At 38.0% G+C, this 18,384-nt stretch carries 10 protein-coding genes; 9 read left to right on the top strand and 1 reads right to left on the bottom strand.

The window, feature by feature from the left end; all coding sequences use genetic code 11:
• Nucleotides 1-100 precede the first annotated feature (100 nt).
• The 9 genes from gdhA to C8N46_RS15425 all read left to right on the top strand — a co-directional run bounded on the left by gdhA (nucleotide 101) and on the right by C8N46_RS15425 (nucleotide 17,474).
• Entirely contained in the window at nucleotides 101-1,444 is a 1,344-nt protein-coding gene (gene gdhA / locus C8N46_RS15465) for an NADP-specific glutamate dehydrogenase (RefSeq protein WP_108115817.1), read from the top strand.
• Nucleotides 1,445-1,642: 198 nt separating this feature from the next.
• Entirely contained in the window at nucleotides 1,643-3,949 is a 2,307-nt protein-coding gene (gene porZ, locus C8N46_RS15460; protein WP_158269171.1) for a type IX secretion system anionic LPS delivery protein PorZ, read from the top strand.
• On the top strand, nucleotides 3,950-4,669 hold the full coding sequence (gene recO / locus C8N46_RS15455) for a DNA repair protein RecO (RefSeq protein ID WP_108115815.1): 720 nt from the start codon (nucleotides 3,950-3,952) through the stop codon (nucleotides 4,667-4,669).
• The gene (locus C8N46_RS15450; protein WP_108115814.1) at nucleotides 4,653-7,073 is read left to right on the top strand and encodes a TonB-dependent receptor plug domain-containing protein; all 2,421 of its coding nucleotides are present in this window, start codon (nucleotides 4,653-4,655) and stop codon (nucleotides 7,071-7,073) included. Before recO ends, C8N46_RS15450 begins: the two co-directional genes overlap by 17 nt.
• Before the next feature lie 168 nt (nucleotides 7,074-7,241).
• Nucleotides 7,242-12,140 carry a LamG-like jellyroll fold domain-containing protein gene (locus C8N46_RS15445; RefSeq protein ID WP_108115813.1) on the top strand — a complete coding sequence of 1,633 codons (4,899 nt, stop codon included), beginning with the start codon at nucleotides 7,242-7,244 and terminating at the stop codon, nucleotides 12,138-12,140.
• 115 nt (nucleotides 12,141-12,255) lie between these two features.
• Complete coding sequence (gene ileS / locus C8N46_RS15440) at nucleotides 12,256-15,663, top strand: isoleucine--tRNA ligase (protein ID WP_108115812.1); 3,408 nt, start codon at nucleotides 12,256-12,258, stop codon at nucleotides 15,661-15,663.
• Nucleotides 15,664-15,668: 5 nt separating this feature from the next.
• Complete coding sequence (locus C8N46_RS15435) at nucleotides 15,669-16,049, top strand: TraR/DksA family transcriptional regulator (protein WP_108115811.1); 381 nt, start codon at nucleotides 15,669-15,671, stop codon at nucleotides 16,047-16,049.
• 96 nt (nucleotides 16,050-16,145) lie between these two features.
• Entirely contained in the window at nucleotides 16,146-16,766 is a 621-nt protein-coding gene (locus tag C8N46_RS15430) for a hypothetical protein (RefSeq protein ID WP_108115810.1), read from the top strand.
• 42 nt (nucleotides 16,767-16,808) lie between these two features.
• Nucleotides 16,809-17,474: a lipoprotein signal peptidase gene (locus C8N46_RS15425; RefSeq protein ID WP_108115809.1), complete on the top strand. Its 666-nt coding sequence runs from the start codon at nucleotides 16,809-16,811 to the stop codon at nucleotides 17,472-17,474.
• 182 nt (nucleotides 17,475-17,656) lie between these two features.
• On the opposite strand, the gene C8N46_RS15420 is transcribed toward C8N46_RS15425, so the two are convergent.
• The gene (locus tag C8N46_RS15420) at nucleotides 17,657-18,220 is read right to left on the bottom strand and encodes a 5-formyltetrahydrofolate cyclo-ligase (protein WP_108115808.1); all 564 of its coding nucleotides are present in this window, start codon (nucleotides 18,218-18,220) and stop codon (nucleotides 17,657-17,659) included.
• Between the last annotated feature and the right edge of the window lie 164 nt (nucleotides 18,221-18,384).

Below are 18,384 nucleotides of genomic sequence, written 5' to 3'. Positions count from 1 at the left end.
TTATCAAATTATAAAAAAAACACTGTTATTTTTTAATTAAACGTATATTTGCACCGTCAAATAATGATTTAAATAAAAATGTGTTAATCAAACTTCGTTTATGGAAGCAAAAGTAAAAGACTTTTTAGACTTGGTAAAGCAGACAAACGGACATGAACCTGAATTTTTACAGGCGGTTCAAGAAGTTGCGGAAGCTGTAATCCCTTATATTGAAGGTAAGGAAAAATATAAAGGAACAAAGATACTTGAAAGAATGGTTGAACCTGAGCGTGTCATTATGTTTAGAGTTCAGTGGGTTGATGACAATGGAGAAATTCAAGTAAATCGTGGATATAGAGTTCAAATGAATTCTGCTATCGGACCTTACAAAGGTGGTTTGCGTTTTCATCCAAGTGTAAACTTGAGCATTCTTAAATTCTTAGCGTTTGAGCAAGTCTTTAAAAATAGCTTAACAACACTTCCGATGGGCGGAGGAAAAGGAGGATCTGATTTTAATCCAAAAGGAAAATCAGATGTAGAAATCATGCGTTTTTGTCAAGCATTTATGTCTGAATTGTTTAGACATATTGGGCCAGACACAGATGTTCCTGCGGGTGATATTGGTGTTGGTGGACGCGAAATTGGATATCTTTTCGGAATGTACAAAAAGTTGCGAAATGAATTTACAGGCGTATTGACTGGAAAAGGAAGAACATGGGGCGGATCGTTAATTCGTCCAGAAGCAACAGGATACGGAAACGTGTACTTTGCGCAAAGCATGTTAGAAACTAGAGGCGAATCGTTTGATGGAAAAACAGTTACAGTTTCAGGTTCTGGAAACGTGGCACAATATGCCGTTGAAAAAGCAACACAATTTGGAGCTAAAGTAGTGACGATGTCTGATTCTTCAGGATTTATTCACGATGCAGATGGAATTGATGCTGATAAGTTAGCATTCATCATGGAGCTTAAAAATGTAAAAAGAGGACGCATCAAAGAATATTTAGACAAATATCCTTCTGCAACCTATCACGAAGGTGAACGACCATGGAGCGTTGCGTGTGATGTAGCATTGCCATGTGCAACTCAAAACGAATTGAACGGAGAAGAAGCACAAACGCTTATTGATAACGGATGTATCTGTGTGAGCGAAGGTGCCAACATGCCTTCTACGCCAGAAGCTATTGAAGTTTTCTTAAACAATAAAATATTATTTGCGCCAGGAAAAGCATCCAATGCTGGTGGTGTAGCAACTTCAGGTTTGGAAATGACACAAAACTCATTGCGTTACAGTTGGACACGTGAAGAAGTAGATAAAAAATTAAAGGAAATCATGAAAGATATTCACGCAGCTTGCGAAGAATACGGAAAAGATGAAAACGGTTTCATTGATTACGTAAAAGGAGCAAATATTGCTGGTTTCGTAAAAGTTGCTGATGCTATGATTGCACAAGGCGTTATCTAAACAATCAAATAAATACAACTAAAAGCTTTCTACAATTTCAATGTGGAAAGCTTTTTTTATGCAATAATATATGATAAGCAATTTAGTTACGTTATTATTAAATATATTTGGTAAAATTTACCATAAGAGCTGCCTTTTTGCATGATAACACATTCATTTAAAGGTACTTTCTATAAAAATCGCATAAAAAAAAGACGAATGAGGAAACGTTTGTATTGGTTATTACTTATCTGTTATGTCACGGTATATAGTCAATCCGCCAACAATTCTTGGTTAGGTCACTATTCCTATAACAAAATTGTAAACATATCGCAAAGTGCGGATAAAATTTATGGTGCTTCTGAAAATTCATTCTTTACGTACGACTTACAAAGCAACGAAATCACGAAGTTTTCAACGGTCAACGGACTTTCAGGAGAAGAAATCAGTACCGCTTTTTACAGTCAATCTGCTGACAAATATGTACTCGGTTACGGTAATGGACTTTTAGAAGTTTTTGATCCGTCTTCGGAACAAATTAATAAAGTGGTTGATATTGTTGACAAGCCAACGATTCCGCCAAACCAAAAAGCCATCAATCATATTTTAGAATACAACGGGATACTTTACTTATCTACCGATTTTGGAATTTCACTCTACGATATCAATGCCTTAGAATTTGGAGACACGTATTTTATTGGACCTAACGGAAGTCAGGTAGAAGTTCGCCAAACGACAGTTATGGGTGAATTTATCTATGCAGCTACAAATGTGGGGATATTTAGAGCAACGATTGACAATGACAATCTCATCGATTTCGAAGAATGGGAGCGTGTCATTACTTCTAATTGGGTTGGAATTACTGCTTTTGGTGAGGAATTATACGCGGTAAATTTAAACAGAAGAATGTATCAGTATAATGGAACAAGCTTTTCTGTAATTGCTTCAATTCCTCAATATGCAACACAAATAGAGGATTTAAAAGTCGCAGAAAACTATATGGTTTTAGTGCACAATTCGCAAGTACACATATACGACATGCAACTCAATGAAATTGCAAATGTTCAAAATTTTGAAGATTTTCCAGCACTAGAATTTAATGCAGCATTGCTATTAGGAGAAACCTTATACGTTGGAACAGAAAAAGAAGGAATATTACAAACAACATTTTCTATGCCACTAGCGGCAAACCAAATATTACCGGATGGTCCTTTGCTAAATAATACCTTTTCCATTACAGCAATTCCAAACGAACTATGGGTAGTGTATGGCGATTATACCGCAGGATACAATCCATATCCATTAGACAATAGAGGTGTAAGTCATTTACAAGACATGGCTTGGACAAACATTCCGTATACAACTGATTTTGACGCAAAAAGTATCGTGCATGCAACGGTAAATCCGTCCAATACCAGTGAAGTCTTTCTAAGTTCTTTTTTCTCAGGAATTTTAAAAGTAGAAGACAATATGCCTGTCGAAATTTTAAACACCACCAACAGCGGATTGGAATCATTAGACATTGGCGTACCAACGTATATTGACATACGAATTGGAGAAACAAGATTTGATGAAAACGGCGACCTTTGGGTGTTAAACTCTAAAGTAGACAACGGAATCAAAGTTTTGCGAAGCAACGGACAATGGGATTCTTTTTCCATAACGGAAGCAATAAGCGATCCTTTTGGTGGAGAAAATGGACTCTCAAAAATAGAAATCAGTGATGGCGGTATTAAATTTATCGCAACACAAAATCACGGAGTCTTAGCTTTTGATGAAACCCGAAGTACAGGTTCTCGTTTTACGGCAATCAACGAAGACGAATCTGGAAATCTGCCCACAACAGATGTGCGAGCTGTTCGTGTAGACAATTCTGGAAATCTGTGGATTGGAACGGTGAAAGGAATTCGAGTATATTTTGGAGCTGATGGCATTTTTGATGATAGCAATCCACAGTCAAATGATATCATCATTGTAGATGAAGACGGCGTACCGAAAGAATTACTCTTTGAACAAACGGTAACTGATATTGAAGTAGATGGTTCTAATAACAAATGGATTGCGACTTCGGCTTCAGGTGTGTTCTATATGTCGCCCGATGCCACAGAAACCTTAGCACATTTCACCAAAGACAATTCGCCATTACCAACAAACACGGTAAACAATATAGAAATTGACGCAGAAACAGGACGCGTGTATATGGCAACCGCAAAAGGATTATTATCTTTTCAAGGAACGTCAACTTCACCAAAAGAAACATTGGAAAATGTATATGCGTATCCAAATCCTGTGCGACCAGGCTATGATGGCGATTTGACCATTACTGGGCTCACCAATAACGCCAATGTAAAAATTACAGATATTGAAGGAAACTTGGTGTTTGAGGCCACTACAGAAGGCGGAACGTTGCTTTGGGATACCACAGCTTTTGGCAGACACAAAGTAGCATCAGGTGTATATCTTATTCTAATTGCTAGTGAAGACGGCACCGAAACTAAAGTCACCAAAGTGATGATTATTCGCTAAATGCTAGTCACAACTAAAGCCATTGTCATTGCTGCCATAAAATATGGTGATTCCAGCGTCATTGTCAAATGTTTTACGGCTTCCGACGGAATTAAAAGTTACTTGCTGCGCGGTATTCTCAAATCAAAAAAGGGAAAATTAAAAATTGCGTACTTTCAACCATTGACGCAGCTTGAAATTGTTGCCAATCACAAAAACAAAGGTAGTTTAGAATACATAAAAGATGTCAAAACGGTGCATCCATACGCGTCTATTCATACACAAGTTACCAAAAGTGCTATTGCATTATTTCTATCGGAAATATTAAACTATTCCATTCAAGAAGAAGAAAAAAACGAAGCACTTTTTGAATTTATCGAAAATGCGCTACAATGGCTCGATATGAATGACGAAATTTCTAACTTTCATTTGGTATTTTTAACCAATCTAACCAAGTACTTTGGCTTCTTTCCAGAAACCAAAAACATCCACCGCGCATACTTTGACTTGCAAGAAGGTCAATTCTTTGATAGCAGCACGCTGAACCAATGTATTACAGGAGAAAATTTAACATACTTCAAACAGTTAATAGGCATAAAATTTGATGCACTAAATACCATAAAGTTGTCTTCAGAAAGAAGAAATGAACTCCTTGCAATATTCATTCAATATTTTAAATTACATTTGCAGGGATTTAGGCAACCAAAATCAATGGAAGTGTTACATGAAGTATTCAAATAAAATAAAAGGTATTGTCGTATTCATCTCTTTTATTTTTTCGCAAGCTCTTTTTGGTCAAGAAATTCAAGTAAAAGACATCGTTAACAACAGAAATATTTCTAGTGTTAATGTGTACAATGACAATCAATCTAAAGGTGGCATCACCAATGCGCGAGGGAAAATGGATATTTCTATCTTTGCAGATGACGAAAAAATTACATTTCGCCACATTTCCTACTTGCCAGTTAGCTACACCAAACAGCAAATTCTCGAAAATAAAAATATTGTTTACCTAGTAAAAGAAACCGCAGAATTGTCCAAAATCGTCATTTCAGTATCTAAATGGCAACAAAACAAAAAAGAAATTCCTCAAAAAATTGTGAGTATAGATAGTAAAGAAATTGTCTATACGACTCCACAAACCGCTGCCGATTTACTAGAACGAAGCGGGAAAATATTTGTCCAAAAAAGTCAACTTGGCGGTGGAAGCCCAATGATTAGGGGATTTTCTACAAACAGACTCTTGCTGTCGGTAGATGGTGTACGAATGAACAATGCGATATTTCGTGGTGGAAATATTCAAAACGTGATATCGATTGATCCATTTACTATAAAAAATACAGAAGTAATTCTTGGACCAGGCTCTGTCATTTATGGAAGTGATGCTATTGGTGGTGTGATGAATTTTTACACTAAAACACCTAAACTCTCATGGAGTGAAGAAACGCTTGTTTCAGGTAATGCCAATACGCGTTATGCTTCTGCTAACAGAGAAAAAACAGGACATTTTGATATTAATATCGGACTTAAAAAATGGGCGTTTTTAACCAGTGTAAGCTACAGCGATTTTGACGATTTGCGTATGGGCGAAAATGGTAGAGACGAATATCTGCGTCCTGAATTTGTGACGTCTATCAATGGACAAGATGTTGTTGTTAATAACTCAAATCCACTCAATCAGCGATTTACAGGATACAGTCAACTCAATTTGACACAGCGTGCAAAGTTGGTTTCAGACGATATTTGGGAATTTGATTTGGGACTGCATTACGCTACCACTTCAGACTATCCTCGATACGATCGTTTAATTCAATATCGCAACGAAGCACTTCGTTTTGGTGACTGGTATTACGGTCCGCAACGCTGGTTTATGGCAAACTTTCAAACCCAAAAAAAAGGGAACAATACCTATTACGACAATGTAAAGTTTACCAATGCCTACCAACGATTTGAAGAAAGCAGAAACAGCCGAAATTTTCAAGATGTTATTCTAAATGTAACAGAAGAAAAAGTAGACGCGATATCATCGAGCTTGGATTTTGAAAAACGATTCAATCCCAAAATAAAAACCTTCTACGGATTGGAATATGTGTACAACAAAGTGCACTCTGATGGATACGATAAAAACATCACCACAGACGAAATTACCGATGCAGCTTCTCGATATCCTGATGGAGCTACATGGCAATCCATGGCAGCATATGCAAGTTTAGAATACAAACCGAATCCGAAATTCACCTTACAATCAGGGTTGCGTTACAATCACATCTTTATACATGCCGATTTTGATACAACTTTCTATCCATTTCCGTTTACAGAAGCCAATACAAGTACGGGAGCTTTTACGGGAAGTATTGGTTTTAGTTGGTTGCCAAACAAATGGCAAATTACGGCAAATATCGGTACAGCTTTCCGAGCTCCCAATATTGACGACATCGGAAAAGTGTTCGACTCTGAACCTGGTTCTGTCATTGTACCCAATCCAAACCTAGCTCCAGAGCACGCGTACAGTGCCGAATTTGGAATACAGAAGAAAATAGGAAGTAGATTTGATATCAATTTTACCGCTTTTTACACCCTGTTGGATGATGCACTTATTCGAAAAGACTTCAATCTGAATGGCGCAACAGAAATTATGTATAATGGGGAATTGAGCAACGTACAAGCCATTCAAAACGCCTCAAAAGTATATACCTATGGTTTTGAATTTGGCTTTGCAGCGAAGTTTGACAAACGAACCCAAATTACGGCCGATTTAACCATTCCGAGAGGAGAAGAAGAACAGGCAGATGGAACAAGTGTTCCATTACGACATGTGTCGCCTATTTTTGGAAATGTACATTTTATCTATAAAAACGAGCGTTTTAAATTTGACGTTTTTACCAATTTCAACAGTTCTATTACGTTTGAGAATCTTGCGCCATCTGAGCGAAGCAAAGCGTATTTATATGCTATTGATGAAAATGGAAATCCTTTTTCACCTTCATGGTTGACTTTCAACGCGAAGTCAAATTTTGAAATAAACGACAACATTAATATAACAGCTGCACTTGAAAATATCACCGATCAGCGTTACCGAACATACTCCTCTGGAATTTCTGCGCCTGGAAGAAATTTAATTCTAAGTTTTAATTACACTTTTTAGGTCTAAAATTAAAAGAAAAAGACTACAAAAAGAGTCCGATTTATAATTTTTTAAAAATTATATCGAAAAATTCGTGTTTTTCGTCTAAATTGATGAATTAAAATGCCTGCCAAACCATAAAAGAAAGTTTAGATTTATTAAATTTACTCTGCCTTAATACTTTAAAATATGAAAAAAACCTACTCATTCCTAGCGTTACTGCTATGTTATTCCTTTATGTATGCACAATACTGTGTGCCGCCTGGAGGTTTTACGGCTCCAGATCCCTCGGGAGAACACATTAGTAGAGTGCAATTAAACACCATGGATAACAACCAAGGAATTTCTGCACCAGCATCAGGATACAATGATTTTACAGGTTCTGTTACGCCAACCGATTTGGAAGTGGGAACCAATTACAATATTACAATCACCAAAACATGGACAGGAGCCATGTTTAACGAAGCAATTGCTGTTTGGATTGACTACAATCAAGATGGAGACTTTGTGGATTCTGGAGAATCTGTTTTTACCAGTTCGCCAAATACGACAACTCCAATTGTAGGGAACTTTACCATTCCGATTAGTGCCTTAACGGGAAATACCAGAATGCGCGTTCAAATGAAAGGAGACGATCCTATCTTTAATTCTTGTGAATCATATCTTTATGGAGAAGTTGAAGATTACACCGTTAATATTACCAATTCATCATTGCCGCCAGACATTACCGTTACAGGAAATGCTGTCGAAATAGCAGACGGTGCTATCAATGTGCCATCAACGGCAGACCATACAGATTTTGGAAGTGTCTTCCTTTCGGGAGGATTTTTAGAAAGAACCTATACCATTACCAACTCAGGAACCACTACCGACTTAACATTGACGGCAAGCCCAGTAAGTTTTGGAACAGGTTCAAACACAGATTTTTCAATTGTTTCACAACCAACCGATTTGGTATTGTCATCAGGGGAGTCTACCACATTTACCATTCGATACACGCCAACAGTAGCAGGAGCTGCCACAGCCGTCATAGAAATCTTAAATGACGATCCAGACCCATCAGAGCAAACGTTCTCTTTCAATATTGGAGGTAATGGCGTTGTGCCAATTCCAAGTCCAGGGAACATCTCTACAAACTTACAATTATGGCTAAAAGCTAACGTAGGAACAACACTTACAGGAACAGACGTAGACAGTTGGACAGATCAATCGCCAAACGGTTTTACGGCAGTTTCTCAAGGAACTACGGATGCGCAAATTGTTACAGACGGATTAAATTACAATCCTGTATTACGATTTACAGGAAACCAATTTCTAAATTTAGGAGACCAACCAGAACTAGACTTACAGCCGCTTACCGATGAAATGACCATTATCACGATGGTAATTACCAATGGTACTTCCACAGGAACAGTAATCTGTAAAGGAGATAATAACGTACGAAACTATCAAGTTTGGTTTGGAACTACTGATAGGGTATTGCATCATACACTAGGGCGAACTGGCGGCGGCGCTACACAACAAGCTGTACGCTGGGGAACTATCTATGCACTAAACGAACCAAAATTAACTGCTGGTGTCGTAGCAAACACAGGTGATCCGCTAACAAGACTAACTCCGTATATGAATGGAGTATTAGACCCAGCCGACCGTAATGACGGTATCTTATCTGGAGACGCAGCAGGAGTTGATGTTTTAATTGGCGCTCGAAGAAACTCTGGAAATTCCGGTACAGGATATAGATATAATGGTGATATTGCTGAAGTTATTGTATATGATAGAGATTTAACAACAGCAGAACTAGAAAGAGTAGAATCTTACTTGGCATTAAAATACGGAATTACACTAGGTTCTAACGATGCATTTTGGGATACTCCAACCAATACAGCATCACCTTTTGGATACGCAGGAACGAGTAAAGATTATGTAGACTCAAACGGAACCGTAATATGGGATGGTTCTGTCAATGCAGGGTACGGATACAATGTATTTGGAATTGCTAGAGATGATAACTCTCAATTTGTACAAACGCAATCTAGTAGTGTAAACATTGCTCCAGCAGATGTACTCACCATTACCAAAGAATCGGGCTCATTCGATTCTAACTTAAGTTATTTAATAGTTGGAAACAACGGACTTACAGAAACAATCCAAACAACAACATTGCCAGAACGTACTACGAGAATGCTAGAAAAAATTTGGGTAGCTCGTGAAAGTTCAGTTGATGTAGGAACTGTTGAATTGGAATTTGACTTGAGCAGTAGTGGAATTGCCAACATAGACGATTTAGAACTTTATATTGCAGATTCAGATACGTTTACAGCTTTTGAAAACTATCAAGGAACCAATGTAGGTGGTGTTGTTACTTTTACAGGTGTAAACTTGGAAGATGGACAATATTTTACTTTAGCCGACCCAGAAACGGTCACTGGAACAAACGCACTGTTTTTTGACGGCGTAGATGATTATGTGGAAGACAAATCGCCAACGTCGGTTTCACTAACCGATTACACCATTATGGGTTGGGTACGAAATCCAGGTCAATCTTCTCCTACGGCTAACAGAACCATCATGGGAGTAGAAGGTCAATTCAGATTTTATTTGAGTGGAGGCTTGCTCGCAATACAAGAAGGACAAACGGGAGGAACACCTAGAGCGGGTACAGGTACTTTGACAGATTGGGTACACTTTGCCATCGTAGTAAACACAAGCACAGGAACTGCTCGAAACTATCTCAATGGTTTCCTTATTGGTGGTGGAGGAATAGATCCATTGCCTTCCAATACGAATCCGTTCCGTATGGGAACATTTAACAATACCAGCTTCTTTACAGGATACATTGACGAAGTCCGAATATTTGACGTAGCACTCACCGAAGACCAACTTCGAGAAATGGTACATCAAGAAATTGTACAAAATGGAAGTAACGTTCGCGGTTCTGTCATTCCAAAAGATATTGAAGACTTTACCTCAGGAGCAAACGTAGCTTGGTCATCTTTGGTAGGATATTACAATATGTCTTCTGTAACAGGAAACCGTATAGAAGACCTTACAGGGAATGACAATACATTATTTATGAAAAACATGTCAGGATTGGTGCCGCAAACTGCGCCAATGCCGTATGTAAGTGTCGCAGATGGAAACTGGACAGACGATGCTACTTGGGAGCATGGAACAATATGGGATACACCATCAGCTAACAGTATTAACTGGTCAATTGTAGACATAAAAAATGATGTTACTGCCAGCGCAAATTATTCCACATTAGGATTATTAGTAGATACAGGAGCTTCGTTGACTATGACAGGAGCCAATCCTATAGTGACTAGTACTGCACCACTAACTGTTACCAATGGAACAGGATTTGAACTTATAAACACATGGTATACCAAACTAGATGGAGTTATAGATCTTAACGGAGAAAGTCAATTCCGCCAAACGGAACGAAGTGACTTAGACGTTACAAGTGCAGGATATGTTGAAAGAGATCAACAAGGAACGGCAAGTCTATACACATATAACTATTGGTCGTCGCCAGTAAGTGATATCAATACCACAGCAAACAATCAAGATTTTACATTGGGTGATGTGCTGCTTGACGGAACCAATCCAAGTACGCCTGGAGCAATTGTATGGACGACAAACGATGATGGAAATACTTCTCCGTTCACAATCAGTTCAGAATGGATTTTTAAATATGTCAACGGTGCTGATGAAGACTACAACGCTTGGCAATTTGTGAGAAACACAGGAAGCATCTCACCAGGAGAAGGCTATACGATGAAAGGCGTATCATCTACTGCAGATGAATTAGAAGAGCAAAACTATGTATTTAGAGGAAAGCCAAACAATGGAGTCATTACAGTGGGTCCATTAGATGATGGAAATCTCTATTTAGTTGGAAATCCATACCTGTCTGCGCTAGATGCCAACGAATTTATCAATGATAACATAGCCAACGATGCTACTACAGGAACCATATTTTTATGGGAACATTGGGGCGGAGGTACGCATAACCTTCTCGATTATCAAGGTGGATATGCAACCTATACATTAGGTGGAGGAACGCCAGCACTATCGCATCCATCGGTAAGTCAAACAGGCTCTGGAACCAAAACTCCTAGACGATTTATTCCTGTAGGACAAGGATTCTTTGTGCAAGGTGACTCAAATGCTGGAAACGGTATAACCACTACAGTAGAATTCAACAATTCGCAACGTGGAAACTCTGCGGGACTCGTTATTGAAAATCCAGCCTCTATACTTTCGCTCTTTACTAGAGAAACGGCTGACGAAACTGGAGACACAGGAATGTTTGAAAATTCAGCAAACAGACCAGCATCTACTGATGAAACAGTAACTACCGAATTTGACACGGAGCCAACACCAGCAAGCATTCGTGAAGACAAACGCCAAAAAATCCGTTTGGGATACAAAAATCCAGAAGGATATCATCGTCAAATTTTGCTAACGTTTGATAGAAACGCTACAGATAATGTTGATTTAGGATACGAAGGAAAATCAATTGGCGTTGTTGAAAATGATATGTATTGGGCATTGGAAGGAGATAAATATGTAATTCAGGCAGTTCAAAACTTGTACAATGACAGAGTTGTGCCTATAGGTTTGGTGTCAGAAACCAATGGAGGCGGATTAATCAAATTAGACGCTGTTGAAAACATTAGTGACAACATTGGTATTTACATTAAAAATAACTTCACGGGAGCGACTCACAATTTACGCGAAAGCGATTTCCAAGTCGATATTCCTGTAGGAGAAACCAATGACAAATACTCACTAGTATTTAAGCCTGAAAGTGTATTAAGTACTAACGAAGCTATTTTGGAAGAAGGCATCATTATGTATACAGACACCAAAACAGAAGAATTGGTCATTACCAACAATACCAATTTTAAGCTTGAAAACATGGAAATGCATACCATTTTAGGACAGCAAATCAAAAGTATCGATGAAGGACTTCAAGAAAATGTCATTCGAATTCCAATTCACGATGTTGCAAGTGGTATCTATGTTATAAGTATATATTCTGAAGCAGGAAAAATTAGTAAAAAACTAGTCGTTCAATAATCAGAATCACACACAAACCAAAGACCACTTGCCAACCAAGTGGTCTTTTTTTATTTAAACCATTACAATTCAATGAAATTCATTAATTTCGCAAATTCAATACAGAGCAGAAAAAATGGCTAATAAATTTACAGAATATAAAGGACTAAACTTACCTGTAGTTGCTGAGGAAATACTCAACTATTGGGAAGAAAACAACATCTTTGAAAAAAGTATCACTTCACGCGAAGGTGCCGAATCTTTCGTATTTTTTGAAGGACCACCATCCGCAAACGGATTGCCTGGAATTCATCACGTATTAGCGAGAGCCATTAAAGATATTTTTTGTCGTTACAAAACACTCAAAGGATATCAAGTAAAACGTAAAGCAGGTTGGGATACGCACGGACTTCCCATCGAATTGGGCGTAGAAAAAGAACTCAACATCACCAAAGAAGACATCGGGAAGAAAATTTCGATTGTCGAATACAACGAAGCTTGTAAAAAAGCAGTGATGCGCTACACAGACATCTGGAACAACATGACGCGCAGAACTGGATATTGGGTAAATATGGACGATCCGTACATTACGTACAAGCCAAAATATATGGAAAGTGTATGGTGGTTGCTCAAGCAAATCTATGACAAAGGATTGATGTACAAAGGCTACACCATTCAACCATATTCACCAAAAGCAGGAACGGGTTTAAGTTCGCACGAGTTGAATCAGCCAGGAACCTATCAAGATGTAACAGATACAACGGTAGTAGCACAATTCAAAGCCATCAAAGAAACCTTACCAGCAGCGTTGCAAAACGTAGATGGTGACATACATTTCTTAGCATGGACGACTACGCCTTGGACGCTTCCATCAAACACTGCGCTGACAGTTGGACCGAAAATTGACTATGTTGTAGTGCAAACCTACAATCAGTATACATTTGAACCAATCAATGTCGTATTGGCAAAAAACTTGGTGGGGAAGCAATTCGCAGGTAAATTCACGAAAGTAGAATCGCAAGAAGAAGTAGCAGCATACCAACAGGGCGATAAAAAAATACCATATTTCATCCTAAGTGAACACAAAGGAAATGACTTAGTAGGCATCAAATACGAGCAATTGCTAACCTACGCATTGCCACACGAAAATCCTGAAAATGCGTTTAGAGTCATTTCGGGTGATTTCGTTACGACGGAAGATGGAACAGGAATCGTACACACAGCGCCAACATTTGGAGCAGACGATGCGAAAGTTGCCAAAGAAGCCACTCCAGAAGTGCCGCCATTACTAGTAAAAGATGAAAATGATAACTTGGTGCCTTTGGTAGATTTACAAGGACGCTTCAGACCAGAATTGGGCGAATTTGGAGGGAAATATGTCAAAAATGAATACTATGCCGATGGCGAAGCTCCTGAAAAATCAGTGGATGTTGAACTAGCCATCAAACTAAAAACAGAAAACAAAGCCTTTAAGGTTGAAAAATATGTCCATAGCTATCCAAACTGCTGGCGTACGGACAAACCAATTTTATACTATCCGTTAGATTCGTGGTTTATCAAAATTACGGATGTAAAAGATAGAATGTACGACTTAAACCAAACCATCAACTGGAAACCAAAATCGACAGGAGAAGGTCGTTTTGGAAACTGGATTGCTGGCGCGAACGACTGGAACTTATCACGCTCGCGTTTTTGGGGAATTCCTTTGCCAATCTGGCGTACGGAAGATGGGAAAGAAGAACTCATCATTGGCTCGTTGGCAGAATTAAAAGCGGAAATTAAAAAAGCAATTGATGCTGGTGTTGAAACCAACGATGTCTATGCCGATTTTGAAGTTGGAAACATGTCAGAGGAAAACTATGAAAAAGTAGACTTACACAAACATATTGTAGATCAAATCACCTTAGTATCGCCTTCTGGGAAACCAATGAAGCGCGAAAGTGACTTAATTGACGTGTGGTTCGACTCTGGTTCGATGCCGTATGCGCAGTGGCATTATCCGTTTGAAAACAAAGAACTAATAGACAACAACGAAAGCTATCCTGCAAACTTCATTGCGGAAGGTGTTGACCAAACACGCGGATGGTTTTATACGCTTCACGCGATAGGAACGATGGTTTTTGATTCGGTAGCCTATAAAAATGTTGTGTCTAACGGTTTGGTACTTGACAAAAACGGACAAAAAATGTCGAAACGTTTAGGAAACGCGGTAGATCCATTTACAACACTTGACGAATACGGCCCAGATGCAACGCGTTGGTACATGATTTCCAATGCCAATCCTTGGGACAACTTAAAATTTGACCTTGACGGAATTGCAGAAGTGCGTCGTAAATTCTTCGGAACTTTATATAATACGTATTCGTTCTTTTGTCTCTATGCAAATATTGACAACTTTACCTATAGCGAAGATGAAATTCCATTAGCAGAACGCCCAGAAATTGACCGTTGGATACTTTCGGAGTTGCACACACTCATCAAACTTGTGGATGAAAGTTATGCGGATTACGAACCGACAAAAGCTGCGAGAGCCATTTCAGAATTCGTTCAGGAAAACCTAAGTAACTGGTTTGTTCGTTTAAGCCGAAGAAGATACTGGAAAGGCGACTATCAGCACGACAAAATATCGGCGTACCAAACGCTATATACGTGTATGTTGACGGTTGCAAAACTAGGCGCGCCAATTGCACCATTCTATATGGACCGACTTTACAAAGATTTAACGCAAGCCACCAACAAAGAAAACTTTGAAAGTGTACATTTGGCTGAATTTCCAAAATTTGATGCAGCGTTCATTGACAAATCATTAGAGCGAAAAATGGAAAACGCGCAAACAATATCTTCTTTAGTATTATCGTTAAGAGCTAAAGAAAAGATAAAAGTGCGTCAGCCATTACAACGCATTATGATTCCTGTGTTGGATGCGCAAACGAAAGCCGAAATTACGGCTGTTGCCGAATTAATCAAATCGGAAGTAAACGTCAAAGAAATTGAATTATTAGACGATGCTTCGGACATATTAGTCAAGCAAATAAAGCCGAATTTTAAGGTGTTAGGACCTAAATTTGGAAAAGACATGAAAGCCGCTGCGGCAGCAATTATGCAGTTCGGACAAGAGGAAATTGCGGAAATTGAAAAAACAGGAAAAATATCCGTAGAAATTAACGGAAAAAACAGTACATTAGACATTACAGAAGTAGAAATTACTTCGCAAGATATAGAAGGTTGGTTAGTAGCCAATTCGGGAGGAATAACGGTAGCGTTAGACGTGACCATCACTGACGAGTTACGAAAAGAAGGAATCACAAGGGAACTGGTAAACAGAATCCAAAACGAGCGTAAAGATTCAGGATTTGAAGTCACCGATAAAATTCATGTAATGCTACAAAAAGATGCACAATTAGTGGAGGCTATCAATAGTAATTTGGACTATTTAACAACAGAAACATTAACTGCCAAATTAGATTTTATAGACGAACTAGAAAATGGAACAGAAATTGCTTTCGATGACGTAAACACCGTATTGTTGATAAAAAAAGTATAGAGACCATGGAAGATACTAAAATTAGATATTCAGACAAGCAACTTGCAGAATTCAAGAAGATAATTCAAGATAAGATTGAGCAGGCACAAAAAGATTTAGCGCTTTTAAAAAGTGCCTATATGAACGACCACGATAATGGAACGGATGATACTTCACCAACGTTTAAAGCGTTTGAAGAAGGCTCGACAACCATGTCGAAAGAAAAGAACATGCAGTTGGCAATTCGTCAAGAAAAATTTATCCGCGATTTAAAAAATGCCATCATTCGTATTGAGAATAAAACCTATGGTATTTGTAGAGTTACAGGTAAATTAATCAATCCTGAACGTCTAAAATTAGTACCACACGCTACGTTAAGTATTGAAGCGAAAAACATGCAAAAATAACAATTCGAATAGATTAGAAAGAGCGCTCAATGAGCGCTTTTTTTAGTTTATGTGTTGAGAAGTTTATAAGTTTAGCTATTATTTTTGAAATTTTACATGTTTAAGATTCGTTACATATTCTGTTTTTTGTTGCTCATTTCAGCCATAAGTTATGCGCAAAAATCTACACAGCAAACCATAAATGTCAGTGATATTGAGGAAATTCGTATCCATACGAACAAAATATTTCAACTCAACATTTACAGTGTAGACACAAATATGCTCAAAATAGAAACGCAGATGGAAGGCGAGTACTATCGCGATGTCAATGTAATTACAGCTACCAAAAACAACAAACTACAACTCTCGTGCGAATTGGCAGAAGATTTTGTATTGCCCAATGACAAACTCAGCGCACATAAGGTTTTTGCCATTACGATGCATCTTTACATTCCCAAAAAACTCAACGTACAGCTTGAAGGCGATGAAACCCAAGTCTATATAGAAGGAAGCTACAAAAAACTGTGGGCGGTATTAATTTCGGGGAATTTTAATTTGAATCAACTCAACGCAGAAGCCATCATTCAAACCAAAAAAGGAAACATTCACTACAACAAACAACCATTGCCGAGGTTTGAAACTGCATCTGACCAACAAATTATCTTCTACCAAAACGGAAAAAAAGTAGAATTGAAGGCAGACAATGGAAAGATTACGTATTCTGCCAATAAAGAATAAAATATTCTTATTTTTGCGAACTATTAGGGAAATATACCACAGATGTCATTAAAAAAAGCCATTGGAGTCATTGTATTGATCTTACTCATTGATCAAATCAGTAAAATATACATCAAAACCAATTTCAGACTGGGCGAAAGCGTAGAAGTTTTTGGATGGTTTGAAATTCTATTTGTAGAAAACAAAGGAATGGCGTGGGGCGTGGAGCTTCCGGGAAGCTATGGAAAACTCTTCCTCACCTTATTTCGCTTATTTGCCATCACAGCCATTGGCTATTGGTTGTATGACTCTGTCAAAAAACAAAGTTCCCGAATTTTAATTATCTCCATTGCGTTAATCTTTGCGGGTGCTTTTGGAAACATTATCGATTCGGTGTTTTACGGAATACTCTTCAACGGAAGCGAAGGACAACTAGCAACCTTTTTACCAGAACAAGGCGGATATGCACCTGTATTCTATGGAAGAGTCGTAGATATGTTGCATTTTCCACTCATAGACACCACGTGGCCCGAATGGATGCCGTGGATTGGCGGCGACCGATTCACCTTTTTCGATCCAGTATTCAACATCGCAGATTCTGCAATTACGGTGGGAGTTGCTTTATTAATTATCTTCAATAAAAAAGCATTTCCTAAAAAGAAGCAAGAAGAAAAAAAGCGAGAAGTTGTCAAAGAAGTCGTTGAGGTAACTCCAGAGGAAAAGGCATAATTTTTCACACTTATTGTTTAGTGCAGTTTAAATTTTGTGAGTAGAGGAGGAATGATTTTTTTGATTTCTTTACCAACTTTTAATATTAAAGTCTTTTTGGAAACTATCTGACAATCTTCAGAAATAAGGAACGTTACTCAAATGAGCTGAGATTACACAAATTCCATTTAAAAATAAAATGATTAAAACTCATACACCTTTTCAGGCGTCACACAAAAATCTAAGGAAACATCATTGGTGTCAATTTCAAATTCGGTAGTTTCAGGTGGAAAAAAAGAAAGTCCAATTGTAATCACATCGTCTTTACAATCTGCTAAAAACCGATCGTAAAAACCTTTGCCATACCCAATACGATTTCCTTTCGTATCATATGCCAGCAAAGGCACAAAAACCACATCAATTTTGTTGGAAGGCACTTCAATGCCGTCTACAGGTTCCGGAATATTATACGCGTTCTTTTTCAGCACTGTCGTATCTGTCAGTAAAAAATGGGTTAATGAATTATCGGTAAAATTACTTTTGGAAAGAATAATATCTTTGTCTTTTCCTGCGAGAATATTCAAAATAAATTCGGTATCTACTTCTTTCTGTTCGGCAATCGTGAGAAACAAATGGTAATAGCGTTTATCCCAAATCGGAAGTCGCAGTAAATTATTTGCAATCGCGATGCTAAAATCGTCTATTTGTGTATCAGAAAGCGCATTTCGCAAGGTTTTATATTGCTTCCGCAAGGCAGATTTTGACATAATCAAAAAGGTTTCTGTAAAAATAAAAAATTGTACCTTAGATACGCGTTTGTTTTTGGCAGAATTGCATGTAACTTTGCTTTAAAAAACATCCTTTTTTTAAGGAATTAGGCAAAAGGGATAAGGAATTAGTGTCTTAAATGAAACCCAACACCTAACACCAA

It is taken from the genome of Kordia periserrulae, assembly GCF_003054265.1.
Taxonomy (GTDB): Bacteria; Bacteroidota; Bacteroidia; order Flavobacteriales; family Flavobacteriaceae; genus Kordia; species Kordia periserrulae.
The sequence above is the reverse complement of the archived record's forward strand: the minus strand, read 5'-3'. Positions and strand labels throughout refer to the sequence as shown.

What these genes read in the sequence shown, in the direction of transcription:
- gdhA (WP_108115817.1), top strand. Translation starts at nt 101, where the DNA reads ATGGAAGCAAAAGTAAAAGACTTTTTAGACTTGGTAAAGCAGACAAAC.
- porZ (WP_158269171.1), top strand. Translation starts at nt 1,643, where the DNA reads ATGAGGAAACGTTTGTATTGGTTATTACTTATCTGTTATGTCACGGTA.
- recO (WP_108115815.1), top strand. Translation starts at nt 3,950, where the DNA reads ATGCTAGTCACAACTAAAGCCATTGTCATTGCTGCCATAAAATATGGT.
- C8N46_RS15450 (WP_108115814.1), top strand. Translation starts at nt 4,653, where the DNA reads ATGAAGTATTCAAATAAAATAAAAGGTATTGTCGTATTCATCTCTTTT.
- C8N46_RS15445 (WP_108115813.1), top strand. Translation starts at nt 7,242, where the DNA reads ATGAAAAAAACCTACTCATTCCTAGCGTTACTGCTATGTTATTCCTTT.
- ileS (WP_108115812.1), top strand. Translation starts at nt 12,256, where the DNA reads ATGGCTAATAAATTTACAGAATATAAAGGACTAAACTTACCTGTAGTT.
- C8N46_RS15435 (WP_108115811.1), top strand. Translation starts at nt 15,669, where the DNA reads ATGGAAGATACTAAAATTAGATATTCAGACAAGCAACTTGCAGAATTC.
- C8N46_RS15430 (WP_108115810.1), top strand. Translation starts at nt 16,146, where the DNA reads ATGTTTAAGATTCGTTACATATTCTGTTTTTTGTTGCTCATTTCAGCC.
- C8N46_RS15425 (WP_108115809.1), top strand. Translation starts at nt 16,809, where the DNA reads ATGTCATTAAAAAAAGCCATTGGAGTCATTGTATTGATCTTACTCATT.
- C8N46_RS15420 (WP_108115808.1), bottom strand. Translation starts at nt 18,220, where the DNA reads ATGTCAAAATCTGCCTTGCGGAAGCAATATAAAACCTTGCGAAATGCG.